Here is a 24253-nt window from a genome sequence, read left to right as displayed (position 1 = left end):
TCGGTGGGGCCGTACGGGCGGTGTCGGAGCCGACCGCGGTTCAGTCGGTCAGCCTCTGTCCGTCAGTCTCAGTCGGGTGGGTCGTCGGTGGAGGGGCTCGGGCAGGCGCAGCGGCCCGTCACCGGGAGTGAAGCGCCCGGCGATGCGCGGACCTCTCGCTCCGGTCAGGCTCGGTGCGGTGCCGTCGAGTCCGTGCCAGCTCAGCCATCCGAGGAGTGCCATGAGCAGTGCTTCCTTGCTTCCTTCGGGCAGCCCGAGGGCGGCGTCGGTGCTGGTCAGCTCGATGTTCTCGCCCAGTTCCGCGCCGAGGAGGCGCATGAGTTCGGGATTGCGCGTCCCACCTCCCGAGGCGATGACGGTGGTGACGTCGTAGCTGCGGACCGCCTCGGCGATCGTGTGCGCGGTCAGCGCGGTGACCGTGGCGATCCGATCATGGTCGCCGAGGTGGGGGCGGGATTCGAGGAATGAGTCGAGGTAGGCGGCGTGGAAGAGTTCCTTGCCCGTCGATTTCGGGGCGGTTCGTGCATAGAAGGGTTCGGCCAGGAGCGCGGTGAGCAGGTCCTCGTCGACGGTTCCGGCCGCGGCGAGCGCACCATCGCGGTCGTAGCCCAGTCGGTCGTCGGTGATGCGGCGGGCGAGGACGTCGATGAGGGCGTTGGCCGGGCCCGTGTCGAAGGCAATGGGGTCCTGACCGGGAGTGATGACGGTGATGTTCGCGATCCCGCCGAGGTTGAGCACCGCGGTCGGAGCCTCGACCTCGGAGAGCAGAAGGGAATCGAGCAGCCCGACGAGCGGAGCGCCCTGTCCACCGGCTGCGACGTCGCGGGAACGCACATCGGAGAGCACGGGAATACCGAGCCGCTCGGCGATGAAGGCCGGCTGCCCGAGTTGGAGGGTCGAAGTGACCTGCCCGTCGGTGATGTCGTGTCGGACGGTCTGTCCATGGGAGACGACGAGGTCGGGTGAGAGATCGTGGTCGGCGCAGAGTTCGGACAGGGCTTCGGCACAGAAGCGGCCGAGGCGGGCGTCGACGCTGCTGACCAGGGACAGCGGCATGTCTGTGGGTTCGAGGAGGCGGAGCATGTCGGCGGCGAGTTCCTCGTCGAAGGGGGTTTCGCGTTCGGCGAGGATGCGCACGGTCAGAGTTGTCGGGTCGGCGCCGACGAGGTCGGAGCCGACGGTCGGATCGGGCAGGAACTCGGCGATGACGAGGTCGAGGCCGTCGGCGGAGGTTCCGGTCATGAGTCCGGCGATGATCATGGCTGCTCTCCGCCTGTGCTGGTCGGGGCGATGGTAGCGGGTGCGGTGTCTGTGGCGGGGACGGCCTCGGCAGGATCTGTCTGAGCGGCGGCAGCTGGGCCGGGGACGGTGAGTTCGGTGCGGACCTTGTACCGGTCGCCGCGATAGACGGAGCGGACGAACTCGAAAGGTCGGTCATCGGTACCGCGGGAGATGCGTTCGAACAGCAGCGCCGGGGAGAGTTCATCAACACCGAGGTGCTGGGCTTCGGCGGCGTCGAGGAGGGTCGGTTCGATCGTCTGCACGCTGTGGTTGAGGCGGATGCCGAAGCGGCTGCGCAGCAGTTCGTAGAAGGACTGGTTCTCGAGGTCGCCGGCGCTCAGCCCAGGGACAAGGGCGGAGGGAATGTGGAGTTCCTCGAGGGCGATCGGCTCGTCATCGGCCAGGCGCAGGCGCAGAACAGCGATGACCTCGTCGTCTTCGCCGAGGTGTAGGCGCCGTGCGATGTGCGCGCCGGCCCGGGTGGTGTCGAAGCTGAGGTTGTGCGAGCCGGGACGCATTCCGCGCGCGAGCATGTCTTCGGTGAAGGAGCTCGCAGCCAGCGGCTGGTCGAGCTTCGGGCTGAGGGCGAAGACTCCCGTGCCGTGACGCCTGCGCACCATCCCTTTGGCGACGAGTTCGTCGATGGCTCGACGCAGGGTCATCCGCGAAATGCCCAGGGTCTCGGCGAGCTGCCGTTCCGGCGGGAACTGCTCGCCGGCGGCCATGCCCTCGAGCCGGTCGAGGAGCTGGTCCCGGATGGCGTGGAATTTCGTCACGACACCATTGAGGCATAAGACACATCACGAAATCAAGACCACTGGTCTATTTTGTGGTGGCTCGAGGCGTTTTTCCTGTCGCCACTCTCGCGAAATCCGCGCGCACACCCCTCAGGTAACGCGAATCTCGAAAGAGTCGTCACCGGCGACGACTTTTTCGAGCTTCGCGTTACCTGACGTGCTTTCGGCTCGAGGGGTGCCTCGGGCAGCGCACGCTGGGTGCCCTACGGTGGGTCCCTGACGGCTGTCAGACGAAGAGGAGCGAAAGCAGGAAGGCGAAGATCAGCCCGAAGACGCTGACGAGGGTCTGGACCATCATGTGAGTCTTCGTCGCCTGACCGATCGTCATGCCGAAGCTCTCCTTGACGAACCAGAATCCCGCATGGTTGACCCAGTTCAGACCGATCGATCCCGAGCCGATCGCAATGACGACCAGAGACACGTACGCCCCGGAGTGATCACCGATGAGAGGTGCGACGATGCCGGTGGCCGAGGTGATTCCGACGGTCGCCGATCCGGTGGCGAACGACAGCAGGATGCCGATGAACCAGCCGAGCAGGATGAGGTTCATCTCCAGATGAGAGGTCGCGCCGACGACGGCGTCGCCGATGCCCGAGTCCTTGAGCACCTCGTTGAAGGCACCACCGCCGCCGATGATGAGGATGACTCCGGCGATCGACTTGAGGCTGTCGCCGAAGGAGCTGCGGATCCGCTCGCCGCCCATTCCCGAGGTCCACCCGAGCGCGATGGCGGCGAAGATGACTCCTGCCAGCATGGCGATGACCGGGTTGCCGATCACCTCGGCGACTGGCTCGAACGACGATTGCGGCGCCACGAGCTGCACCACGGTATGCACGAGCATGAGGACCACGGGGACGAGGACGGTGACGAAGGCGAGCCAGATCGGGATCGTGCGCAGCTCCCGTGAGTCCACCTCGGCGCGGGCCCCGGTGTACTGGTCGATGAGGTCGGCGGTCGGTTCGAGCTTCACCCGCGGGGCGATCCAGCGGGCGTACACCGGACCAGCGAGGATGACGGTCGGGATGGCACACACCAGGCCGAGTCCGATCGTCGTTCCGACGTTCGCGTTGAGTCCGGACACGGCGATGAGCGGCCCCGGGTGGGGCGGGACCATACCGTGGAGGCAGGCAAGAGCGGCGATCGCGGGGACTAGGATCCGCAGGTACCACAGCTTCTTCTGGCCGGTCTTCTTCTCCAGCTGCGAGGCGACTGCGTAGATGACCGGGATGAGGACGACGAGGCCGACCTCGAAGAACATCGGGATGCCGATGATGAAGGCGACGCCCGTCATGATCCACGGCGCAGCCTTCGGCGAGGAATGCTCGATGACGAGGTTCGCGATCCGCTGGATTGCGCCGCTGTCTGCCAGAAGGCGGCCGAGCATCGCTCCGAGCGCGACGACGACACCTGTCTCGCCGAGGGTGTCCCCGGCTCCGGCGACGATCGTTTCCGGGATCTTGCCGATCTCCTCACCAGCCGCAAGAGCCGTCACCGCTGAGGTGATGAGGAGGGCGAGGAACGGATGCAGCTTCGTCTTCCAGTTGATGAGGAGGATGAGCAGCGCGATCGACGCGAAGAGAAGCGTCACGAGGTATGCGGTTGAGCCAATCACTGGGGCAACGTTACGCCTCTGCCCAGTGGAGTCAGGAGCAGGGGGTTCACGGATGCCGTTGCGGTTCCTAGCATGGAAGCATGACTGCATATACCGGACAGGAACTGCTCGATACTCTCAACGACAAGGGCCTGGCCGACTGGCAGGCCCGAAAGGACTCGATCGCCACGCGTCTGCTCACCGGTGACTTCGCGACCGGTCTCGACCTCGTCAACAAGATCGGTGCCGCGGCAGAGGACGCCGGCCACCACCCCGACATCACTCTGACGTTCCCTCACGTCGACATTCAGCTGACCAGCCATGACACCGGTGCCGTGACCGAACGCGACCTCGACCTCGCGGGCACGATCAGCAAGTTGGCTGCCTCGGCGGGGGTGAAGGCTGACTCGAACGCGGACTGAGCGGCCGGTCACCCGGGTTCGTACTAGGCTGGAGGCTCAGCCGCCTCGTGACCAGGAGAATGTGTGTTTCACGCAGCCGAGAACCGCTACGACTCGATGACCTTCCGCCCGGTCGGCCGGTCCGGACTCGTCCTTCCGGCCCTGTCGCTGGGGCTGTGGCACAACTTCGGTGATGACGTCGCCTTCCAGAACCAGCGCGACACCGTCCGGCGGGCCTTCGATCTGGGCATCACGCACTTCGACCTGGCGAACAACTACGGTCCTCCTCCGGGCTCGGCGGAGATCAACTTCGGCAGGCTGCTGCGCGAGGACCTCCACCCCTACCGCGATGAGCTCATCATCTCGACGAAGGCCGGCTGGAACATGCACCCCGGACCCTATGGAGGCCCCGGGGGCAGTCGCAAGTACCTCCTGGCCAGCCTCGATGCGTCCCTGCGCCGACTCGGCCTCGACTATGTCGACATCTTCTATTCCCACCGCCCCGACGCCTCGACCCCGCTCGAGGAGACCATCGGCGCCCTCGACACCGCCGTCAGGTCGGGCCGCGCCCTGTACGCCGGCATCTCCTCATATTCTGCCGCCGACACGGCCCGCGCCTCGCAGATCGCTCGCGACTTCGGCACTCCCCTGCTCATCCACCAGCCGTCGTACTCGATGATCAACCGGTGGATCGAAGACGACGGGCTGCTCGAGACCACGAACGACGAGGGCCTCGGGGTCATCTGCTTCTCCCCGCTCGCCCAGGGCCTCCTCACCGACAAGTACCTTCGCGGCGTGCCCGCGGAGTCGCGCGCAGGCAAGGCCAAACCGTCGTTCAAGGAGGGGTTCTTAGACGAGGACAACCTCGCTCGCATCCGCAGACTGAACGACATCGCCGCCGCCCGCGGTCAGTCCCTGGCGCAGATGGCCCTGTCCTGGGCTCTGCGCGATGACCGGGTGTCCTCGGTGGTCATCGGGGCCAGCCGCGTCGAGCAGCTCGAGCACAATGTCGCGGCCCTCGACGCTGCGCCGCTGAGCGTCGATGAGCTGCAGGCGATCGACGAGTTCGCCGTCGACTCCGGCGTCGACATCTGGGGAGATGCTCGCCGCAGCACCGCCGAATGAGAGCGGCAGACTGACGCCCACACACCGACCTCAGTCCTGTGACGACCGCACTCAGCGTCGAAACTCGACGGGAATCGAGTACGGAGCGAGGAGCCCCCGCAGCTGATCGACCAGCTGCGTGAAACTCGCGGGACTCGTGTGCATGGACAGGTCGGCTCGGATATCCGGACCGCTGCGTCGGCGGATGACGAGCTCGTGGACGGTTCGGCCCCGACCGACCAGGGTGGCGGCGAGCTCATTGCCTGCGGTCTTGGCCATGGTCGTGGACCAATGGATCGGCCTGGGTCCGATGCGAGCGTGGATCGAGACGAGATCCGCGTAGTCGGCCGATCACCCACCGATGATCGCGCAGCCGATGCCCACGACCCGGGAAAACCGTGAGATCCTGCCCACCGCACGCGGATCCGCCGGAAGCACCCACCCGTTCCGGTCACGCACCAACATGCAGACTAGCGGGTCGACGCCTGCCGCCCCACCGCCTCAAACGGGATCGACTCGACAGCGTCGAGAAGGATTCCCGTGCGATCGCTCCACCGCGGTCTGAACGCATAGACGCAGACCAGCCGCAGCAGGGCAGCCCGCTCATAGATGCGCACCCGTGCTGTGTCCGATCCGCTCGCCGAGGCAGTCGCGCGAATGGCTTCGAGCACGACCTCGGCTTCCGAATCGGTCCAGATCCCCTGCGCACATCGCCAGCGGGCGTGGGCCGCGAGATTTCCGAGGTCGAGTTCGCGCTCCCCGAGGCAGACCGTGTCGACGTCGAGCAGGCCCGGGCCCGCGACCGGATCCCACATCAGCTGCTTGTCGTGGAGGTCCCTATGGATCGGGCCCCAGCCAGATTCGCGCCCTTCCACTGTCTCGGGTGCCTGGTCGATCAGCTCAGTGCTCACTTCGGCGATGAGTCCATCGACTCGGCGGCGAAGGGAGCCGAGAAGATCCGCGGCCCGCTCTCGCCATTCCGCGAGCACACGCATCTCCGAGCCCGCAGTGTGCACGGGCGTCTCGCTGCCTCTGAACCCGGCGCCCGTCGCGGTTTCGGCATGCGCTGCATCGCAGCTCTGGCCACTCGAGCCGGCCCGGGCCCAGGCCTCGAGGCATTCGGACCACGCCCGTTTCCAGTCCTCACCGAGGCGGGCCGGATCGTGGAGTTCGACTCCGGGCAGTCGGGAGAGGACGACAGTCGAGTCGTCGGCGGCGAGGACCTCCGGCAGTGCGAACCCGACGGCGAATGCCTGTGCCCGGCGCTGCCCCGCGAGGATTGCCGCGGTTCGACCCGAACGAACGCATTTCGCGAAGCTGCCGTCGGACAGACGGACGACGGCGCGCTTGCCCGGCCGGTGAGAGACCAGTCGGCCTCCGTCGTCGAGCAGCTCGGCGAGTCCCGGCAGCTTCGGGTCACGATCCGCGGCGAAGACCCTCACCCCGTGTTCGTCGAGGTAGCCGACCCGAAGCCCATTTCCCGGCCGCGTCGCTTCCCACGCGATACGACCGTCTCCCGCGGGCCAGGCTCGGCGAATGGTCCAATCCTGCCCGTCGATGTCGACCGTGTCCGGGATGGTCGGGGTCACTGCCTGGTTCGCTGTGCTCATGGCGTCGCTCCGCCCACGCGAACGCCGCCATCCGGACTGTGTGATCCGCCGGCAAGTGCACTGAGTGCCGCGTCGACGGTCTGCATCGTCTCGTCCCTCCAGGTCTCGGAGCAGCTGCGCCAGGGTTCGAGTGCGGCCGTGAGCAACGCCCAGGCCGTCCAAGCACCGAGGTCGGATGCCTCGCCGCCGGCTGAACGGTAGCCGTCGAGGAAGGGCTGTTCGAGTTCGTCCAGCCCGGGATTGGTGCGGCAGGCGGCGATCCACCGGCCCAGATCCATCCCGATCGGTCCGAGTCCTGACCGGTCGAGGTCGATGATCCGGCAGTCGGAGTTCGCCAGAAGCACCTGGTCAGGGCTGAGATCTCCGTGGATCTCCCGCAGTTCCCGGCTCGATCCGATGCGTCGGGTCAGTTCAAGGAGCAGCTCAGCGATGTCCGTCGCTCGCTCCGGCAGCAGACGAACCAGTGACCGACTGACGGTCTCGACCTGCTCGATCGGTTCGCCGACCGCGCGTGCGTCGACGCCGACCGCCCGCCTGTCTGCGGCGCTGCCCCGTCCGCTCACCAGGTCCGGCATACCCCGGTGCAGTTCGGCGATGATCACGCCGACCTCTTCGGCCACGTTCGGGTCCGGGTGTCCGTGCAGGTCACCGGTCCCCCACCACGGCGAGCGCGTGGCGGTGTGACGCCGTCCGATGAACTCGACCGGAAGGCTCGGCAGCTGTGCCTGCCGCCAACGATGGGCCGCCTCGGCGAGGTGGCGCTGGGATTCCGCACCGATCCGTACGAATTCCGGCACCCCCTGGACCGGGGTGTGCTTGAGCAGCAGCCGCCGTGCCGGGTTGTATCCGATGATGTCGATGTCGCCGCCGAGGTGGTCGAGCGTCCGCGCGACATGCTTGCCGATCCTGGGGTCGGCCAGCACGCTGCCGCTGACCAGCACAGCACCGGTCGCGCCCGCAGAACGCGGGTCGGCCGCCTCGTGGACGGTCAGTTCCTGCCCATGGCGGGCGGCCCGCCGCCGCGCATTGGCGAGTTTGTCCGGGCTCGTCATCGCCGCGGTGAACCCCCAGTCGGCGAACTCACCGAGGTTGCCGGATTCCTCCCGCTGCCAGGCGACGATGGCGCTGCGTCCCGGTTTCACGCGGATCCGGCGGGTGCGGACCGCGAAGCCCAGGCGTCGGGAGAGTCCTTCTGCCGATCGCAGCTCGTCGATATAGGGCAGCATTGCGAACCTCGTGTCCACGGGGTCGTCCACGGACCCGAACGTCGATGCGGTCATGATGAGGCTCCTGCATAGGTCGGTGCGCTGCCGGTTTCGTCGGTCTGCGAGCGGATCCACCGGGAGAAGCGTGAGTCCGCGGCCGCGGCCAGGTCACTCGGTGCTCCGTCCTCGACGATCCGCCCGTCCTCGAGCCACACCACGCGGTCGAGTCCGCGGATCATCGCCACGTCGTGGCTGATGACGATGCTCGTGCGACCCCGTGTCAGCGCGGAGACGGAGTCGGCCACCTCGGCGCGGGTCTGCGGATCGAGTCCCGTCGTCGCTTCGTCGAAGACGACGACCGGGGCGTCGCGGACCAGGGCCCGGGCGATGGCCAGGCGCTGCCGCTGCCCGCCCGAAAGCGTGTCCCCGCGGTTGCCGAGCTCGGTGTCGTAGCCGTCGGGAAGGGAGCGGATGAACTCATCGGCGCGGGCCGCGCGTGCGGCGGCGACCACCTCGGCATCGGTGGCGTCGAGCCGACCGTAGCGGATGTTCTCGCGCACGCTGGCAGCGAAGAGCACGGACTCCTGGAGGAGGACGGATACATTCTGACGCAGGGAGGCGCGGGTGACGTTGTGGGTGTCGTAGCCGTCGAGGTAGATAGACCCGGAATCCGGCTGCGACAGCCGCAGCAGGTAGCTCATCAGGGTCGATTTGCCGGCTCCGGAGGCACCGAGGATGCCGATCTTCTCACCCGAGGGGATGAGCAGGTCGAGTTCGTCGAAAAGGGGCCGACCATGCCCGTCGGTCGAGGTGATGCGGTTGAAGACGACGTCGCCGCGGACCGGTCCCATGGCCATGGCGTCGGGGGCGTCGGCGATCTCGACGGGTTCGTCGAGGAGGTCGGCGATCCGCTCCCCCGAGGCGGCCGCGCGGGCGATGCGGCCGGTGTACTTGGCCATGTCCCGCAGCGGTTTCATCGCGATCTTGAGGTAGAGGAGGAAGAGGACGAGGTCGCCCGGCGACATCGCCCCGCGCAGCACCTGCCACCCGCCGAACGCGAGGACGAGGGCCTGCGAGATGCCCACGAGGACATCGGTGGACCTCTCGAGACCGGCGGCCAGTCGGCGCGCCCGCACCCCTGCCTTGAGTGCGCGTTCGTTGCCGTCGGCGAAGTCGCGGGCCACGGTCTTCTCGAGTCCGTAGGCCTGGACGACGCGGATGGCTCCGAGCGCCTCGGCGGCGGATCCGACGAGGCGGCCTTCGCCCTTGCGAGTGGATCGGGAGGCCTTCGTGATCTTCGGCGTCGTGACCTTCGACAGCAGCCCGTAGACGGCCGCGGTGGCGAGCACGATCGCGCTGAGCACCGGGTCGAGGATGACCATGACGACGAGGAGGACGGCGAGGGTGATGACATTGCCGACCAGCGGCAGCCCTGCGGTCACGGCGACTTCCTGCAGTCGTCCGATGTCGCCGACGAGTCGCTGTGAGGTGTCTCCGATCGAAGCCTTCGAGTGGTAGCGCAGCGACAGGGACTGGACGTGGTCGAACACTCGCGAGCGCAGCCGGGTGGCCACGCGGGCCCCGACGAGGGCGAAACAGATCGTCGATGCGTAGTTCGCCGCAGCTCGTCCGCCGACGATGACGGCCAGGCCGATGGCCACGACCGCGAGCGTCGTGCCCACTCCGGCGTGGAGGCCGAATGTCGGTGCGATCTGTGCGCCCAGTGCCGCGGTGACGGCATCGACGGCGATCTTGATCGGCCAGGGTTCGAGGATGCGGAAGACGACATCGGCCAGCAGTGCGGCCATTCCGCCGATGATCAGCCACGTGTGTCGGCGCAGGTGGGGGCGGATGATCCGCAGGGTCCGCCGCAGCGCCGAGGCCGACAGCTTCTTCGTACTCATGCTCTCACCGCCGAGGTGGGACGCCGTCCCGACACGGACTGTTCCGTGGCGACGGAGGCGCCGTCGGGTCCGGCGGGATCAGCGCCGGTATGCACGGGGGCAGTGCCGGCCTCGACGGGACCAGCTCCTGTCACCGGAGCGAGGATCTGTCGGCATCGCTGCGTCCAGGAATGGCGGGCCACGGCCTCGGCCCGGGCCCGAACGCCCATGTCCGCGCGCAGTTCGGAATCGTCGATGAGCTGCTGCAGGGCACCGGTGAGAGACGCGGTGTCGGCCGGGTCGGTGAGGATCGCGGCCCCGGTGCCTCCCAGCACGCCGGGGATCGCGCCGACCGAGGAGGCGACGACGGGCAGCCCCGCCGCGAGGTATTCGTAGACTTTGAGGGGTGAGAAGTAGTTCTCCCCCGCCGGGTACGGGGCGACCGCGATGTCGAATTCGCGCAGCGCCTGCGGCACGGCTTCCGGCGCCACCGCCCCGTGGAAGCGCACTCGACCGCTCAGGCCGAGTGCACGCACCTGCTCCTCAAGCACATCGGCTTCGGGACCGTGGCCGACGATGTCGACGCGGAAGTCACCGACCAGTCCCGCGCAGGCGGCGATGAGCCGATCCGTGCCGTGCCAGGGCTTGAGTGTGCCGACGAACCCGACCCGCACCGGTTCGCGTTCCTGAAAGGCCCCATCGCCGAGGTGGTCGTGACCGCTGCGTGGTGTGATCCGTTCCGTGTTCACTCCGTTCGGGACGACGCTGACGTCGTCGAGCCCGGGATAGTCGGTGCGGACCCAGTCGGCGACGAGTTCGCTCACGCACACGATGCGGTCGGCTCCGGCGAAGCTCGCCGCGGTGGCACGGGCGGCTTGTTCTGTGTGGACGAGTCCCCGGTGGGTCCGCTGTTCGTCCAGCAGAGGCGCATTGACCTCCATGATCAGGGGCACGTCGAGGCGCTGGCTGATGCGCGCACCGGCGGTGGAGAACAGGGAATACCGCTCAAAGACGAGGTCGAATCCCTGCTCCGAGGCGGCCACCGTGTCCGTGACCAGGTCGGCGAGCATATCGGACAGGCGCAGCAGAGCGATCTCACGCTGGGAGCGGTCGAGTCCCCGCGGCACCTCGAGCCGGGTGACGTCGAGATCTGCGAGATCGGCGGGGATGTCGTCATCGGTGCGGGTGCAGAACACGCTGACCTCGTGGCCGAGTGCGCGGAAGGTGCGCACGACCTCTTGGACGTGGACGCTGGCACCTTTCGTACCGAAGACCCCGATGCCGGGGTCGAGGAGGACATAGGCGATTCTCATGACACTGACTCCATCTCACGGACCGTCGGGGCTGCAGGGGCTGCGTCGGTCTCCGTCGCCTCGGCGCAGCGCTCGGCGGCACCGGATGCGGCGGACGCGCCTACGGGCGCTGCGGGCGCACCGGGCGCTGCGGTACCCGCTGCGATCGCCGCTCCGTCGGCCAGATCCGCGAGTTCGCGGGCCTGGGCGGCCGAATCGTGCATGCGGCACACGCGGTCACGGGCGGCATCGGTGACGGTGCGGATGTCGGTCGGGTTGGCACGGATGTCGGCGGCCACCTCGGCGATGGTGGAGGCGATGTTCTGCTCATCGGTGCCGTCGACGAGCCATCCGGTGCGGCCGTGGTCGATGACCTCGGGCACGGCGGTGACGGACCCGGCGATGCAGGGAATGCCGGTGGCCATGCCCTCGAGGAGCACGGTGGGCAGGCCGTCGGCGTTGCCGTCGGAGCCGATGACGAACGGGGAGACGAGCATGTCGTGGTCGGTGAGCATCTCGCGCACCTCGGCCTGGGTCAGCGCTCCGTGGAACGTGACGAGGTCAGCGAGTCCGAGCCTGCGCGACTGTGCCCGCAGCTCCTCGTCGAGAGGGCCCGTGCCGACGAGGTCGAGACGGCAGGCCGTTCCCTCGCTGCGGAGGCGGGCGAGCGCGTCGAGGAGGTGCGCGAATCCCTTCTTCTCGACGAGGCGGCCGACCGCCAACAGCGCGGGGGCCTCCCCCGAGGTGCTCGGTGCGCGATCGGACGTGGCGCCATCGGGTGCGCCCTGCCTGGGCCGGTAGGAGAAGCGGTCGAGTTCGAGGCCGTTGCGCACGACGACGATGCGGTCGGCCAACTCGGGCCCGAGCACCGTCGACAGGTAGCGACGATTGAATTCGCTGATCGCGATCACGTGATCGGCATCGGCGGTCTTGCGGGCCAGGTCGGTGAGCACGACATCCTCGTGGAAGATGTCCTTCGCGTGCGTGGTGAACGAGTACGGAATTCCCGTCAGCGCCGAGGCGGCCCGGGCCACGGTCGTCGCCACCGAGGCGAAGTGCGCGTGCAGGTGCGTCACCTCGTGGTCGAGGGCCAGCCGGGCGAGGCTGAGCGCTTGGATCGCATCGTCGTGACCCAGTTCCATCAGTTCGCCGAGGCGGCCCGACAGTGCCGCGGCCACGCGCGGTTCCGCTGCGGCCTCGGCGAAGGTCTGCCAGAAGCTGCGTGCGCTCGAGGGGCGGTCGATGTGGATGACCTCGGCACGCACGCGGGCGAGTTCGGGGTGGAAGCGGGTGTCGGTGCTCGGACGCAGGGAGAAGATCACGAGGTCTTCTCCGGCGGCTTCGCGGGCGAGGATCTCGGAGACGATGAAGGTCTCGGAGAACCGCGGGTACATCTTGAGCACATAGGCGCGGCGACCGGTCTGACGTGCGATCGGTGGCGGGGTCTGGGCGGCTCGAGTCGCCGGCGTTGCCGGTGTCGCAGGCGTTGTCGGTGTTGCAGGCGTTGCTGGCGTCGACATGGTCTGTGGCTGTTCAGACAGCATGGCTGGTCTCCTCCAAGGTCATCGGCAGACGGGCGGGCGTTGCCGCGCGGGTTGCCGCCGTCGGCGCGGCTTCGGACGTCAGGGCCGGTGCCTCGGCACTTGTGTCAGCGATGAGTTCGGCCGCCAGGCGGGGAACGGTGGCCAGTCCCGTGAGGTCGATGTGGGAGCGGTCGGTGAGCCGTCCGGCTCGACCGGCGAACCATTTTCTGAGCACGTCTGCGCTGAGGCTGTCGATCGTGCGCGCGTCGACGGCTCCGGCCGCGGCGAGGGCGAATGCCCGCCTGGGCTGCTCGGCCCGGTGGCCCTTGCGCGGGACGACGAGCGCGGGCGTGGTCGTGGACATCAGCTCGGCCAGAGTGTTGTAGCCGCCCATGCATACGACCGCCTCGGCGGAGGCGACGAGGCCGGGGATGTCGTCGCAGTGGCGGATGACGGTGGTGTCCGCACCTGCACGCGCACGCAGTCGGTCGAACTCTTCGGCATCCATCTGCGGACCGGTGACGATGAGGTGGCGGTGCCCGTCGGGCGGTCTCGCGTCGACGGCGATGGTGGCGAGGCTGCCGCCGTCGGAGCCGCCGCCGAGGCAGGTGAGGACGAAAAGCTGGGCCCCGATCCCTGCCGCCTCGACCCCTGCCGCCTCGACGCCTGCCGGTTTGTCGCCGCCGTCATCGGCACGGTCCTGTGACAGGTAGCCGGTCGTGACGGCCTTGGCAGCCAGCGATGCGGGGACTTCTCCGGTGGACCGGGGATCGTAGACGTCGGCGTCGCCGTAGATCCAGACTTCGTCGAAGGAATCGGCCACGAGTGCGGGCCCACCGACCTTCTCCCATTCGGCATCGACCGCGGACGGGGTGTCGAGGACTTCGCGCAGGCCCAGCACGGTCCGGCAGCCGTGGCCGCGGACCTGGTCGATGGCCTCGGCGAGTTCGCCGCCGATGCCGAACGGATGCCGGTCGACGATGAAGAGCTCCGGGCGCTGCTGGTCGAGGATCGCCGAGATCGCTGCCGCCCGCAGTGCCCTGAGCCCCTGCATCGAGGAGGCGAGCGCACGCGGAGCATAACCGCCGGCGGCGGGGGTGACTCCGGGCAGGATCACCCAGTCCCATCCTGCCGGCAGGTCGAATCGCGCGGCCTCGGGACTGCTGGCGATGAGCAGACCGGAGACTTCCCGGCCGGTCAGCGCCGGCAGGCCCCGGGCCAGCGCAAAGGCCAGAGCCCGGTTGCGGCGGAGGTGGCCCAGTCCCAGCGAGTCGTGGGAGAACAGTGCGATTCTCAATCGTCTTCTCATACATCTCAGCTTGTCGGCTCCGATTAAGATGGAATTAAGACGCGGATGAGAAAGATCTTAGGTTGAGCCGCTGAGGCTCCGAGGTTCAGTCCACGCGGTACCCGAAGCCGCGCACGGTGGTGACGAAATCGGTGCCGAGCTTCTTGCGCAGGTATCCGATGTAGACGTCGACGACGTTCGAGCCGGGGTCGAAGTCGAAGCCCCACACGTGGGAGAGCAGCTGCTCGCGTGAGAGGACGTTGCCGCGGTTGCGCAGCAGTATCTCGGCCAAAGACAGTTCCCGAGCCGAGAGCTCGACGAGGCTGTCCTTGACCCACACCTGTCGTTTGAGCAGGTCGATGCGCACCTCATCGCGGATGAGCTCGGTGACCTCCTGCCCCTGCGGGCTCTCCTTGAGCCGCAGGCGGACCCGAGCCAGCAGCTCCGCGAACCGGAAGGGTTTGATCATATAGTCGACCGCCCCGGACTCGAGCGCGTAGATCGTGTCGTCCGGGTTGTCACGGGCGGTGAGCACGAGCACCGGGAGTTCGGGGCGCCGCTCTCGCAGCTGCTCCAGCACGGTGAAGCCGTCGAGTCCGGGCAGGCCGATGTCGAGGATGACGAGCGCGAAGTCTCCCGTCAAGGCAAGGTCCCGACCGGTGAAGCCGTCGGCGGCGGTCTGCGGACTGAATCCGGCGGCGGTCAGCCCCTTCGAGATGAAGGCGGAGATCCGCTGTTCGTCCTCGATCACGAGAATGCTCTTCACTTCTGTCCTTTCGGCAGGATCATCCGGAACTGTGCGCCGATGGAGGTCTGGTCAAGGACGACCGTCCCTCCGTGCGCCTCGGCGATGGCGGTGATGATCGACAGTCCCAGACCGAAGCCGGCCCCGTCCGTCGACCCGCGGCAGAAACGGTCGAAGATGTCCTCGGCGATCTCGTCGGGCACGCCCTTGCCTTCATCGCGCACCCAGATGTGCACGGACTCCGAGTCTTCCCCGGCCCCGAAGACGATTCTCTGTCCGTCCTCGGTGTGGTCGACGGCATTGGCCGCCAGCTGCAGGAGCGCCTGCGTCAGGCGCTGTCGGTCTCCGCGGAAGCTCAGCGATTCGGGCACCTCGAGGCCCCACTCCCGGTCCCCCAGTCCCTTCGCCTTCGCCAGGGAGTCGGACACGACTCCGCTGAGATCCACCTCGGCGAGGCGCACGAAATCAGGACGCCGGGCACGCGCGAGCAGCAGCAGCTCCTCGACGAGGCGGCCCATCCGGTCCGTCTCATCGAGCAGCATCGTGCGGGTCTCCTCGACATCGTCGACATCCTCGGCGTTCATCGTCTCGAGATGACCGCCGAGGATGGTCAGTGGGGTGCGCAGCTCATGTCCGACGTCGTCGAGGAAACGGCGTTGGGCCTCGAAGGCCGCTTCGAGCCGGTCGAGCATGTCGTTGAACGTGTGTCCGAGTTCGGCGATGTCGTCGTGGCCTTTCGTGGCCAGTCGGCTGCTGAGATCACCTCCGGAGATCGACTGGGCCGTCCGTCGCAGCTCGGTCACCGGTGACAGCAGCCGACGCGCCAGGAGTGAGGAGATCCCTGAGATGAGGAGCGCTGCCGCGAGGGCGACGACGACGTAGATCTGCATGATCTGCACCAGGTCGCCTTGGCTGGCCGAGACATTGTGGACGACGACGAAGGCTCCGAGCCCGTTCGTCGCCGCCGTCCCGCCGGCGACTTCGCCGACGCCCTTGGTCCGGGTCGTCGAATCGGTGGGCGCGCCCCGGGCGTCGGTGTTCGCACCCGCCTCGGTGCCGGTGATGGGCAGGACGAACCCTTCGTACTCGACGTCACCGACGGTCAGGCTGATCTCCCCGCCGTCATCCGTCGCTCCGGCCACGGCTTCCTCGAAGGCGTTCGAACCGCCGAGGAGGCCCTCGGGTTCACCCTGATAGAGCACTCGACCGTCGGTGAGGAAGGCGAAGAGTGCTTCATCCTCATCGGGTCTGTTCTGGGCGAGGAAATTGCTGAGGATCTCATCGACGGAGGTGAATGGTCTGCCTGTCTGCGGGTCGATCCCGTTCTCGGAGAAGGTCCGCATCTCCCCGATCTCCTGGGCCATGGACGCGGTGATTCGGCTGGAGACGTTGTTCGACTCGACCGTATAGAGGATGAGACCGACGACGGAGAGGGTGACCACCGACAGTGCGGCGACGGCCAGTGTCAGTCGATTCTGAACGGTCAGCCCGACGCGCCGTTCAGTCGTCATCATCGTCCCCGTCATCGCCGTCGTCATCATCGTCATCGTCGCCGTCATCGCCGACAGCGTCATCGCCGTCGTCGTCCCCGTCGTCGTCGCTGTCGGGGACTTCACGCGGCGGGTTCGGCACCGGTTCGTAGGAGTGCTCGATCTCCCGCGGCTCTCTCGAGTCCGCGTCATCCCTGCCGTCGGCCGGGCTGCCGCCGGAGTCGTCGTCTGCAGAGCTGTCGGCATCGGGGGCGGTCTTCTTCGGCTCGGATGTCTCCGTCGGCCCGGGGGTGACTTCCACCGGGCTGAGATCCGGCTGTTCCGGTTGGGTGGTGTTGCGCACGATGAGCACGGTGAGGATTGCGAGCATGATGACGAGACCGGCCACGACCCAGCCGAGGATCTTCGATCGTCCACCCATACCGACCACATTGCCCAAGGCATGCGGCAAAGTCGAGCCGGAGGCGATGAGAGTCTTCTTAAGTGGGGTGTTCGGGTGCCTGTGATACCGTAAGCGCCGACCGCCCCGACGACCCGCAGGAGCCCACCGATGAGCGACGATCGCGCGGACCACGACGAGGCCGAGCCCGTATCCGCAGACTCCTCATCGACGAACCGCGCCGAGGCGGAAGCGCCCCCTGACGTGACCGAGGCAGACGCCGCCGGCACTGATGCGGAGCCCAAGGAGAATCCGTGGGCGGCGCTCAAACCCTGGCAGGGCAAGGCGCAGGGCCTCGACAAGCTGCTGCTGTTCATCATCATCGGCGTCCCGCTCATCTACCTCGGCCTCATGCCGCTGCGGCCGTGGATGCTCGTCAATGCCCCGGTCGTCCAGGAATTCATCAACGGCGCGAAGACCTCGATCGTCGCGGCCGCCGCCTATGCCCGGGTCGGTGAGATCCCGCTGTGGCTGGTCATCGTCGCCGGCTTCGTCGGCATGGCCAAACTCGATTGGGCGTTCTGGCTGGCCGGCCGCCGATGGGGCGACGGAGTGCTGCGGCTCTTCGCACAGAACGAACGCCAGCTCAAACGCATCAACCAGCTGAAGAAGATCCCGAACTGGGCGCTGTTCCTCATGACGCTGATCTCGCGTTGCCCGGGCATCCCCGGCACGCTCGTCTACATCGTCGCGGGGTGGACGCGGATGCGTCTGTCGCTCTTCCTCATAGCCGACCTCCTCGGCTGCCTCATCTTCACTCTCGTCTGGACGTTCCTCGGGTATCAGCTCGGGGAGGCCGCCGTCGACATTCTCAAGATCATCGACAAGTACGCGCTGTGGCTGACCCTGGCCCTGATCGTCGGCATCTTCGCCTTCAGCTTCTTCAAGGAATACCGCAGACAGAAGAAGGAGCAGGGCTGAACGTCAGGCCCCGAAGGACAGGAACGTCTCGCGCATGCGCTGAGGCTCCGCCCTCTGTCCGCTGAAGTGTTCGAACGCGTCGATGGCCTGATTGACCGCCATCCCCGATCCGTCGAGCGTGCGGCACCCCTTCGCCCTGGCCTCCGCGAGAAGCTGAGTCTCGAGCGGGAAGTACACGACGTCGGCCACCCAGGTCTTCGACCCGAACACCGAGGTGTCGACCGGGGTTCCCGGATAGGCCGTCATCCCCACCGGGGTGGCGTTGACGATCCCCTGCGCCGAGGCGGCCGCCCCTTCGAGCTCATCGAGCCCGATCGCTCGCGCCCGAGTGCCGACCGCACTCATCTCGACGATATCTGCGGCCAGTCCTTCGGCACGTCGCACGTCGGTGTCGGCGATGGTGAGTTCGCCGACTCCGAGTTCGGCGAGGGCGAACCCGACCGCACGGCCGGCTCCGCCGGCACCGAGCTGCACGACCGCCTCGGTGGCGGCGCCGTCCAATCCGGCGCGGAACCCGGCGGCGAAACCGGTGACGTCGGTGTTGTATCCGGTCGTCCGGCCGACGCTGTCGATGACGACGGTGTTGACCGAACCGATGCGCGCGGCCACCGGGTCGACGTCGTCGAGGAGGCCGATGACCTGCTGTTTGAACGGGTGGGTGATGTTGAGTCCGTTGAAGCCGAGCCGGATCGCCGCGGTGAGCAGCTCGTCGAGTCCTACCTCGGCGAGGCGGGGGCTGCTGATGTCGATAGTGCGGTAGATCGTGGGGATGGAGTGAGCGGCGCCTTCGTTCTCGTGCATCCGCGGGGTGCGGGAGGCGGAGATGCCGTCGCCGATGAGGCCGAGGAGGAGGGATGAGGTCATTGTCTCGCTTTCGCGTTCGTGAGGTGGTCGATGAGGATCTCGACCGCGTGGACGTAGCCTTGGGCGCCGTCTCCGGCGATGACGGCCGCCGCCACTGGTGAGAGGTAGGAGTGGTGCCGCACGGCTTCCCGCGCATGCGGATTGCTCAGATGCACCTCGATGATCGGGTGGTCGTAGGACTTCAGCGCATCGTGCAGCGCCAGGGAGGTGTGCGTATACGCTCCGGCGTTGATGATCGCCCCGACTGTGGTGTGCCGGGCCTCGTGGACGGCGTCGATGAGCCCGCCCTCGTGGTTGCTCTGGACGCAGCGCACGCTCAGCCCCGCCTCGGCGGCGGTGTCGGCGCACATGGCCTCGATATCGGCCAAGGTGGTGCGGCCGTAGATCTCCGGTTCGCGCTCACCGAGGAGGTTGAGGTTGGGTCCGTTGAGGACGAGGATCTCGGGCATGCTCACCTCGGGAATCGGGCGGCGATGGAGGCCGCGGTCTCGGTCAGTTGGGGGACGAACTCGATGAGCTCGTCGAGGCTGCGGCGGAAGACCGGAGCGGCGAGAGCGAGCGAGGCCAGCAGTGTTCCGTCGAGGTCGAAGACGGGCACGGCCAGGGCGTTCATGCCGATGTCGTTCTCCTCGGACTGCCCTGCCCACCCGTCGGTGCGGATCTTCTCGAGGCGCTTGCGCATCTGCTCGGGATCGGTGATCGAGTTCGGGGTGCGGGCGACGAGTTCGAGGGCATCGACCGTGGCATCGGCGTGCGGGTCATGAGCGAGCAGCGCCTGGCCGAGCGCCGAGGTGTGCAGCGGAGATTCGTCTCCGGGATCGGTGGTCGTGCGGAACTGGGGGCCGTCGACGGTGAGCACGGTGAGAGCGGCGTTGCCGCGGCGGACGGCGAGGATGCTCGATTCGCCGGTGGACTTCGTCAGCTCCTGCAGCAGATCCTTCGTCGCTCCGGACAGCCCCTGTCGGTGCGCGACCTTCTGCGCCAGGCGGAAGACCTCCATCCCGAGGGTGTAGATCTTCGTGCGCGCATCGAAGCTGGCATAGCCGGATTCGACGAGCCCGCCGAGGAGACGGTAGGCCGTCGAGAACGGGTATCCGGTGGTCTCGGCGGCCTGGGCGGCGCTGATCCCCTCGGGTGATTCACCGAGGAGTTCGAGCATCTCGAAGGTCTTCGTCACCGAGTTCGAACCCTTGGGCGGCATGCTTCGCCTCCTTGCGCTGCTGTGGCAGGTCGTTGGTGCTGGGCCGTGCGGAAGGCCGGGTGTCCGAGACGGGCGTGGTGTCCGGGGAGCATGATCTCTGCGTTCCACGTTGACAGGTTATGTCATCTCGATCACACTGTAAACCACAATGTAACAACTATTGCCACACTATGGCAATACAGCATCGGTCCGATGAGCGCTCGACAGCGCTGAGGCCGTCGACTGTCCCTGAGAGTGAGAGATGCGAGGAAGCATGAGCAACGCGACCGAGGAAGCTCGCCCCACGAAGAAGACACCGCTGCGCGCAGCCCTGTCGAGTTGGACGGGCTCCGCGCTGGAGTACTACGACTTCGCGGTCTATGGCACCGCCGCGGCCCTGGTGCTCAACACCCTGTTCTTCCCCGAGACCACTGCACCGGGAATCGCCATCCTGTTGGCCATGGGCACCGTCGGAGTCGCCTATGTCGTGCGTCCGCTGGGTGCGCTCATCATGGGACCGCTCGGTGACCGATTCGGCCGCAAGTTCGTCCTCATGCTCACTCTGTTCATGATGGGAGTCTCGACCTTCGTGGTCGGCTGCCTTCCCACCTATGAGCAGGTAGGCATGCTGGCTCCGATCCTGCTCGTGCTCTGCCGGGTCATCCAGGGCCTGTCGGCTTCGGGTGAACAGGCGAGCGCGATCTCCGTCTCCCTCGAACACTCGGCAGAGGAGAAGCGGTCGTGGACGACGAGCTGGACCCTGCACGGGACTCAGGCCGGAACCCTGCTCGCGACCGCGGTGTTCATCCCCTTCACCGCGTTCCTGCCCGATGAGGCCCTGTTCAGCTGGGGCTGGCGGGTGCCGTTCTGGCTCTCGGCGCTGGTCGTGCTCACCGCCTGGCTCATCCGCCGCGGACTCGAGGAGCCGCCGGCGTTTCAGGAGTCCCGGGTCGAGAACCCGCCGCTGATGCAGGTCTTCCGGTGGCACAAGGCCGCGGTCGTCCGTGTGGCCGTGTGCGCCATGGTCAACACCGTGAACATGGTCTTCACCGTCTGGTCGCTGTCATTCGCCACCTCGATCGTCGGACTCGAGCGTTCGACGATGCTGCTCGTCTCGGTCATCGCCAACGGTGTCGCGCTGTTCGCGATACCGGCGGCCGCGCTGCTCTCGGACAGGTTCGGCCGGAAACCGGTCTTCATCACCGGTGCCGTCGGGTCGGGACTGATGATGTTCCCGTACCTGGGTGCGGTCTCGGCCGGGAATTGGCCGCTCATCTTCGTCTTCGGCGCCCTGATGTCCGGCTGCGCGTACTCTCTGGCCAATTCCATCTGGCCCTCGTTCTACGCCGAGATGTTCCCGACGACGGCACGAGTGACAGGTCTGGCACTGGGCACTCAGGTCGGATTCGCGGTCTCCGGCGGCCTGGCTCCGGTGCTCGCCTCCGCCGTCGCCGGCGCGGGAGGAGAGAATTGGGTGTCGGTCGCTGCGTTCACCGCAGGCGTCTGCATCGTCGTCGGTCTTGTCGCGATGACGGCGAAGGAGACGAAGGGACTGAGCTTGGAAGAGATCGATGTCGTCCATGAGGAAAGGTCGCGATGAGAACCTCGATCGCCACAGTGTGCCTGTCGGGCACGCTTGAAGAGAAGATGCAGGCTGCCGCGAGGGCAGGATTCGATGGGGTCGAGATCTTCGAGCAGGATCTCATCGTCTCTCCCCACTCCCCCGAGGCGATCGCGGCGCTGGCCGCAGAGCTCGGGTTAAGTCTTGATCTCTATCAGCCCTTCCGTGATTTCGAAGGCGTCGATGATGAGCAGTTCGCTGCCAACTTGGTCCGGGCCGAGGCGAAGTTCCAGCTGATGCAGCGACTCGGCATGACCATGATCCTGCTGTGCTCGAACGTCGCCACCGCGACCATCGGCGATGACGAGGTGATCGTCGATCAGCTGCGCCGCCTCGGCGATCTGGCTGAGAGATACGGCATCGACGTCGCCTACGAGGCGTTGGCCTGGGGCCGGTTCGTCTCCGAATACGATCGCGCGTGGGACCTGGTGAGGGCCGCGGATCATCCGCGCATCGGCACCTGCCTCGACAGCTTCCATATCCTCTCCCGCGGCACGGATCTGTCCCGCATCGCCGAGATTCCGGGTGAGAAGATCTTCTTCCTCCAGCTCGCCGACGCCCCGGCCCTGTCGATGGACGTCCTCAGCTGGTCCCGCCACCACCGAGTCTTCCCCGGCGAAGGCTCGTGGGATCTCACCGACTTCCTCGCTCGTGTCGCTGCCACCGGGTATGCCGGGCCGGTCTCACTCGAGGTCTTCAATGACTCGTTCCGGCAGGCCGATACTCAGCGCACCGCCGTCGACGGCCTGCGCTCTCTGCGGTGGCTCGAAGCCAATGTGTCCGCCGCTCACTCCGGAGGCGACCGTGTGAGACTCGATCTGCAGCCGCTGCCGCAGGTCGCGGAACCGCGCGGTGTCGACTACGTCGAACTGAACACCGATGATCTGGGCGCGCTCACTCGGCAGATCCATCAGCTCGGCTTCCGCTTCGTCGGCTTCCATCGCACGAAGCCGCATGTGCAGCTGTGGCGACGCGGCCAAGCTCGAATCGTCGTCACCGAACCCACCGATCCGGCTGTCGTATCCACCGATCCGGCAGCAGAATCCGCGGAATCCGGGACTCATCTGCGGGGCATCGGCTTCGCCGTCGCCGATGCCGACGCCGCCATGGAGCGGGCGATCCTGCTCCAGGCCACGGAAGCGCCCCGCGATCAGGCCCACGACGAGGAAGTTCTGCGCGGCGTGTTCGCTCCCGACGGCTCCGAGGTCTTCTTCGGCGATGGGACCGGCATCGATCCGACATGGACCGAGGAGTTCGGCAACGTCCCCGATGACCGACTCTCGGCAATCGATCACGTGAACTTGGCGCAGCCCGCGCACCATTACGACGAAGCGGTGCTCTTCTACACCTCCCTCCTCGCTCTCCACGCCCAGTCATCAAACGATGTGCCCAGCCCTTCGGGCCTTATCCGTTCTCAGGTGATGGCGAGCTCCGACGGGGCGATCCGGATGCCGCTCAACCTGGCTCCGCGCGCGGCCGAATCCCCAGCGACCGGCAGCTATCCCGAGCATGTCGCCCTCGCCTGCGACGACATCTTCACTGCGGCCGCGACCGCGGTCTCGCGGGGGCTGGACTTCCTCCCTGTTCCTGAGAACTACTACGAAGACCTCGAGGCGCGTTTCGATCTCGCCCCCGAGGTTCTCGAGCGGCTGCGTGAGAACAATATCCTCTACGACAGAGACGACGTCGGCACATTCCTCCACTTCTACACGTCGACGATCGGGTCGGTGTTCTTCGAAATGGTCGAACGCCGAGGTGACTACCAGGGCTACGGTGCCCCGAATGCGCCGGTGCGGCTGGCTGCACAGCACCGGCGCAACGAGGGCGGCTGAGTCGACCGGGTCGGAACGATACCGAACCCGGTCGGAGACCAGCCGTTCGTCCTGGTCAGAAGGGAGCAGCACCGGTCGTGCCCGACAGCGGATACGGCGCTGACCAGTCAGTTTCTTCCTCGTCTGCTGGCGCGAACTCTCCCTTGGGTTCGAACGCTCGCTGGGATTCGAGCGCCTCCTCGGACTCGAAGGAGGCAGTTCTGAATTCGGGTTCGAAGATCGACGACCACTCATCAGCTTCATTGCGAATCTCGGGGTCGTACACCCCAAGCCACCAATCCGGCTCCTCGTCGAGCTCGTCATCCAGGGGATACGGCAGGTAGAACTCCTTGCGCTTCGGGTCCGGCCGGAGACGACGATGCGAGACCTGCCAGATGATCTGCTTGACCACCCTGTCGTCGACCTCGAGGTAGTCGGCCGTCGCTGAGATCAGCTCGAGCACCTCGTCGTCCGTCATCCGAGGGAAGCTGCCAAACGGCCTGCCGAAGAATCCTTTCACCCGGTAGTCGATCTCGAAGTGATCGGACCCCGCGACCATGAGCAGTGCCCGCCAGGAGATCCCCGACTTCTGGCTCGGCAGTTCCTTCCAGGCACAGGCCACCTCGTTGGCATGCCGCCCGGTCGACGGTTCGTCACCGACCGCCGCGAGGAGGTCGTCGACGGTGTCGATGCCGTGATCGGCCATCACCCGTGTGGCACGGTCGACGACCTCGGCTCTGAGCATCGCCCCGGGTTGGGTATGGGCGGGTTTGAGGTTGCAGATCACCTCCCGCGCCCACTTCTCAGATCCTCCGGCCGCGGCGATCGAATAGCGCAGCGACTTCGCGCCGTCGGCACCGCCATGCCTGGCGGTGTACCGGTCGACGACGTTGTCGATCGCGGTCGGATGGGAGCCCGTCATGAAGAGCGCGTCGAGGATGCACAGCGCGAGGCTGTTCGGGTAACTGATCGAGCGCGGCTGCCCACTCTCATCGAGGAACTCTTCGCAGCGATACGCCAGGCTGCGGATGCTTCTGGTCTTGATCTCCATTGTTCTGACCTTCCGTCATGCGCCGCACGCTGCGACGCGCCGCTTCCGACTCCGATGGCGGAAGCATGAGACGAACATTAGACGAAGGCACTGACATATCTTGCTCGCCAGAGAATCGAATATCAGTAATTTATGAGTTCACCTGCCACAACAGAA

At 66.9% G+C, this 24253-nt stretch carries 22 protein-coding genes; 5 read left to right on the top strand and 17 right to left on the bottom strand.

Annotation, left to right across the window (positions count from 1 at the left end):
• Window positions 1-48 precede the first annotated feature (48 nt).
• The 3 genes from GUY37_RS02465 to GUY37_RS02455 all read right to left on the bottom strand — a co-directional run bounded on the left by GUY37_RS02465 (window position 49) and on the right by GUY37_RS02455 (window position 3690).
• Window positions 49-1260, bottom strand: a complete 1212-nt coding sequence (locus tag GUY37_RS02465) for an anhydro-N-acetylmuramic acid kinase (protein ID WP_166821789.1) — start codon at window positions 1258-1260, stop codon at window positions 49-51.
• Window positions 1257-2057 (bottom strand): GntR family transcriptional regulator, encoded by an 801-nt coding sequence (locus tag GUY37_RS02460; RefSeq protein WP_166821786.1) that lies wholly within the window; start codon window positions 2055-2057, stop codon window positions 1257-1259. The genes GUY37_RS02465 and GUY37_RS02460 overlap by 4 nt, the downstream gene beginning before the upstream one ends.
• A 247-nt stretch (window positions 2058-2304) precedes the next feature.
• A complete protein-coding gene (locus GUY37_RS02455) occupies window positions 2305-3690 on the bottom strand; it encodes a GntP family permease (protein WP_228278314.1) in 1386 nt (461 codons plus the stop codon).
• Window positions 3691-3770: 80 nt separating this feature from the next.
• Here GUY37_RS02455 and GUY37_RS02450 point away from each other — a divergent pair, with 80 nt between their 5' ends.
• Both GUY37_RS02450 and mgrA read left to right on the top strand, forming a co-directional pair.
• Complete coding sequence (locus tag GUY37_RS02450) at window positions 3771-4091, top strand: 4a-hydroxytetrahydrobiopterin dehydratase (RefSeq protein ID WP_166821780.1); 321 nt, start codon at window positions 3771-3773, stop codon at window positions 4089-4091.
• A 63-nt stretch (window positions 4092-4154) separates the two neighbouring features.
• Entirely contained in the window at window positions 4155-5195 is a 1041-nt protein-coding gene (mgrA, locus tag GUY37_RS02445) for an L-glyceraldehyde 3-phosphate reductase (protein ID WP_166821777.1), read from the top strand.
• A 51-nt stretch (window positions 5196-5246) separates the two neighbouring features.
• Here mgrA and GUY37_RS02440 read toward each other — a convergent pair whose 3' ends face one another.
• The 10 genes from GUY37_RS02440 to GUY37_RS02395 form a co-directional block, all read right to left on the bottom strand.
• The gene (locus GUY37_RS02440; RefSeq protein ID WP_166821774.1) at window positions 5247-5453 is read right to left on the bottom strand and encodes a hypothetical protein; all 207 of its coding nucleotides are present in this window, start codon (window positions 5451-5453) and stop codon (window positions 5247-5249) included.
• A gap of 191 nt (window positions 5454-5644) precedes the next feature.
• The gene (locus GUY37_RS02435; RefSeq protein WP_166821772.1) at window positions 5645-6784 is read right to left on the bottom strand and encodes a phosphotransferase; all 1140 of its coding nucleotides are present in this window, start codon (window positions 6782-6784) and stop codon (window positions 5645-5647) included.
• A complete protein-coding gene (locus GUY37_RS02430; protein ID WP_166821769.1) occupies window positions 6781-8064 on the bottom strand; it encodes a phosphotransferase family protein in 1284 nt (427 codons plus the stop codon). Before GUY37_RS02430 ends, GUY37_RS02435 begins: the two co-directional genes overlap by 4 nt.
• A complete protein-coding gene (locus GUY37_RS02425; protein WP_166821766.1) occupies window positions 8061-9893 on the bottom strand; it encodes an ABC transporter ATP-binding protein in 1833 nt (610 codons plus the stop codon). Before GUY37_RS02425 ends, GUY37_RS02430 begins: the two co-directional genes overlap by 4 nt.
• Window positions 9890-11185 (bottom strand): glycosyltransferase family 4 protein, encoded by a 1296-nt coding sequence (locus GUY37_RS02420; protein ID WP_166821763.1) that lies wholly within the window; start codon window positions 11183-11185, stop codon window positions 9890-9892. The genes GUY37_RS02425 and GUY37_RS02420 overlap by 4 nt, the downstream gene beginning before the upstream one ends.
• On the bottom strand, window positions 11182-12558 hold the full coding sequence (locus tag GUY37_RS02415; protein ID WP_456061973.1) for a glycosyltransferase family 4 protein: 1377 nt from the start codon (window positions 12556-12558) through the stop codon (window positions 11182-11184). Before GUY37_RS02415 ends, GUY37_RS02420 begins: the two co-directional genes overlap by 4 nt.
• Before the next feature lie 139 nt (window positions 12559-12697).
• Window positions 12698-13984 (bottom strand): glycosyltransferase family protein, encoded by a 1287-nt coding sequence (locus GUY37_RS02410; protein ID WP_228278312.1) that lies wholly within the window; start codon window positions 13982-13984, stop codon window positions 12698-12700.
• A gap of 97 nt (window positions 13985-14081) precedes the next feature.
• Window positions 14082-14741 (bottom strand): response regulator transcription factor, encoded by a 660-nt coding sequence (locus tag GUY37_RS02405; protein ID WP_152346918.1) that lies wholly within the window; start codon window positions 14739-14741, stop codon window positions 14082-14084.
• Window positions 14738-16336, bottom strand: coding sequence for a sensor histidine kinase (locus tag GUY37_RS02400; protein ID WP_228278311.1), 1599 nt, complete (start codon window positions 16334-16336; stop codon window positions 14738-14740). Before GUY37_RS02400 ends, GUY37_RS02405 begins: the two co-directional genes overlap by 4 nt.
• Window positions 16221-16631 carry a hypothetical protein gene (locus GUY37_RS02395; protein ID WP_166821758.1) on the bottom strand — a complete coding sequence of 137 codons (411 nt, stop codon included), beginning with the start codon at window positions 16629-16631 and terminating at the stop codon, window positions 16221-16223. The genes GUY37_RS02400 and GUY37_RS02395 overlap by 116 nt, the downstream gene beginning before the upstream one ends.
• A gap of 129 nt (window positions 16632-16760) precedes the next feature.
• Between GUY37_RS02395 and GUY37_RS02390 the strand changes: the two genes are divergently transcribed.
• Window positions 16761-17570 carry a DedA family protein gene (locus GUY37_RS02390; RefSeq protein ID WP_166821756.1) on the top strand — a complete coding sequence of 270 codons (810 nt, stop codon included), beginning with the start codon at window positions 16761-16763 and terminating at the stop codon, window positions 17568-17570.
• Window positions 17571-17573: 3 nt separating this feature from the next.
• Here GUY37_RS02390 and GUY37_RS02385 read toward each other — a convergent pair whose 3' ends face one another.
• From GUY37_RS02385 to GUY37_RS02375, 3 genes are read right to left on the bottom strand one after another with little or no spacing between them, the layout of a single operon-like run.
• Window positions 17574-18434 (bottom strand): shikimate dehydrogenase, encoded by an 861-nt coding sequence (locus GUY37_RS02385; RefSeq protein WP_166821754.1) that lies wholly within the window; start codon window positions 18432-18434, stop codon window positions 17574-17576.
• Window positions 18431-18883, bottom strand: a complete 453-nt coding sequence (aroQ, locus tag GUY37_RS02380; protein ID WP_166821751.1) for a type II 3-dehydroquinate dehydratase — start codon at window positions 18881-18883, stop codon at window positions 18431-18433. The genes GUY37_RS02385 and aroQ overlap by 4 nt, the downstream gene beginning before the upstream one ends.
• Window positions 18884-18885: 2 nt before the next feature.
• On the bottom strand, window positions 18886-19635 hold the full coding sequence (locus tag GUY37_RS02375) for an IclR family transcriptional regulator (RefSeq protein WP_166821748.1): 750 nt from the start codon (window positions 19633-19635) through the stop codon (window positions 18886-18888).
• Window positions 19636-19888: 253 nt separating this feature from the next.
• Here GUY37_RS02375 and GUY37_RS02370 point away from each other — a divergent pair, with 253 nt between their 5' ends.
• Window positions 19889-21214 carry an MFS transporter gene (locus tag GUY37_RS02370; RefSeq protein ID WP_166821745.1) on the top strand — a complete coding sequence of 442 codons (1326 nt, stop codon included), beginning with the start codon at window positions 19889-19891 and terminating at the stop codon, window positions 21212-21214.
• A complete protein-coding gene (locus GUY37_RS02365; RefSeq protein WP_166821742.1) occupies window positions 21211-23067 on the top strand; it encodes a bifunctional sugar phosphate isomerase/epimerase/4-hydroxyphenylpyruvate dioxygenase family protein in 1857 nt (618 codons plus the stop codon). Before GUY37_RS02370 ends, GUY37_RS02365 begins: the two co-directional genes overlap by 4 nt.
• A gap of 55 nt (window positions 23068-23122) precedes the next feature.
• Here the strand turns inward: GUY37_RS02365 and GUY37_RS02360 are convergent, their stop codons facing one another.
• The gene (locus GUY37_RS02360) at window positions 23123-24097 is read right to left on the bottom strand and encodes a hypothetical protein (protein ID WP_166821739.1); all 975 of its coding nucleotides are present in this window, start codon (window positions 24095-24097) and stop codon (window positions 23123-23125) included.
• Window positions 24098-24253: the final 156 nt, after the last annotated feature.

This window comes from Brevibacterium limosum (assembly GCF_011617705.1).
GTDB classification, from domain to species: Bacteria; Actinomycetota; Actinomycetes; order Actinomycetales; family Brevibacteriaceae; genus Brevibacterium; species Brevibacterium limosum.
The sequence above is the reverse complement of the archived record's forward strand: the minus strand, read 5'-3'. Positions and strand labels throughout refer to the sequence as shown.